This is a genomic window from Campylobacter sp., assembly GCF_030528245.1.
Classification (GTDB): Bacteria; Campylobacterota; Campylobacteria; order Campylobacterales; family Campylobacteraceae; genus Campylobacter_D.
The window spans coordinates 1-1,867 of the sequence record NZ_JAUMZG010000061.1 but is presented as its reverse complement, the minus strand read 5'-3'; the positions used below and the strand labels follow the sequence as shown (position 1 = coordinate 1,867).

Sequence of the window (1,867 nt, the reverse complement as noted above, 5' to 3'; positions counted from 1 at the left end):
TCTTCTGCAACCCTTGCAGCTTGGGGTTTGTAGTTTCACATTTGGCAGTAAAAAATTTTCACGCGCATTGGCTATCCTTTAAGGTTGATTAAGACCTCGCGGCCCTGATGATTTTAGCCAAATTCAAAGAAAATTTTCCAAGCCTACTCATAAATTCAGCAAAGATTTTTTACAATCGCTCTTAAAAATTTCTACAAGGACCCAGGATATGAGCCAATTTACGCATTTGCATTTGCACACTGAGTATTCCCTGCTTGATGGCGCTAACAAGCTCCAAGAACTCGCCCTAGCCCTCAAGGAGCAGGGTGCGACCAGCGTGGCGATGACAGACCACGGAAATATGTTTGGGGCGATTGATTTTTACCAGACGATGCGAGCGCAGGGGATCAAGCCCATCATCGGGATGGAGGCGTATTTGCATAATATGGACGATTTGAACGACAAAAGCTCAAAGCAGCGCTTTCACCTCTGCCTTTACGCAAAAAATGAAGTGGGTTATAAAAATTTAATGTATCTTAGCTCACAAAGCTACATCAAAGGCCTCTATTACTACCCTCGCATCAATAAAAAGCTTTTGGAGCAGTATAGCGAGGGTTTGATTTGCTCTTCGGCTTGCTTGCAGGGTGAGGTCAATTGGCACTTAAACATCCATAACGAGCGCAATGTCCGCTTTGGCGCCAAGGGCTACGAAGCGGCAAGAGAGGCGGCGCTTTGGTATAAGAGGGTTTTTGGGGAGGATTTTTATTTTGAGATGATGCGGCATGGTATCGGGGATCAAAAGGCCATTGATGATGATATTATCAGGCTTTCAAAGGAGCTTGACATCAAAATCATCGCGACCAACGATACGCATTATACCTTCAAAGAAAGAGCCGCCGCGCACGAGGTTTTCATGTGCATCGGCATGGGGAAAAAGCTCGACGACCCGGGCAGGATGCGCCATAGCGTGCATGAATTTTATGTCAAAACCCCTGCGCAAATGTGCGAACTTTTTGCCGACATCCCAGAAGCCATAAGCAACACACAAGAAATAGCGGACAAGTGCAAGCTAGAGCTAAAGCTGGGCAATCCCACCCCGCCCAATTTCAAATTCACCAGAGAATACGCGAAGGAATTTGACATCCCCCTCGCCCAGCCTGAGATGGAATTTAACTTTGACAATGATGATTTGGTTTTTGAGTTTCTTTGCAGGAAGGGGCTTGATGAGAGGCTTAAATTCATAAACGAGGACAAGCACGAGGCCTATAAGGAGAGGCTTGAAAGGGAAATTAAAACCATCAAAGCAATGAAATTCTCAGGCTATATGCTCATCGTCCATGACTTCATCAAGGTGGCAAAGGACAGGGGCATACCTGTGGGTCCGGGCAGGGGATCTGCGGCGGGGAGTTTGGTCGCGTTTGCACTGAAGATCACCGACATCGACCCCCTCCCTTACAATTTGCTTTTTGAGCGTTTTCTAAATCCTGAGCGTGTGAGTATGCCCGATATCGATGTGGATTTTTGTAAAAACGGGCGCGATGAGGTGATCGACTATGTGATCGACAAATACGGCGCGGACAAGGTCGCGCAGGTGAGTACCTTCAATAAGCTTCTTGCCAAAGGCGTTATTCGCGATGTGGCTAGGGTGCTAGACATTAGCATTCAGGATGCTGATGAGCTAGCCAAGCTCATCCCCGAAGAGCTGAAAATCACCCTCGATGAGGCCTATAAAAAAGAGCCTAAAATCAAAGAATTCATCGACAAGCATCCTAAAGGCAAGGAGCTTTGGAGCTATTCCAAAGCCATAGAGGGGCTCAACCGCAATGCCGGAATCCACGCCGCTGGACTTGTCATCTCTAACACCCCTCTATGGCTTAAAACTCCGCTT

1 protein-coding gene is annotated in these 1,867 nt (G+C 47.1%); it reads left to right on the top strand.

Translation table 11 applies throughout. The features are described from left to right. Positions 1-208 precede the first annotated feature (208 nt). Positions 209-1,867 (top strand): DNA polymerase III subunit alpha (gene dnaE / locus Q4A73_RS07310; RefSeq protein WP_303206795.1); only part of this gene is annotated, 1,659 nt, incomplete at its 3' end.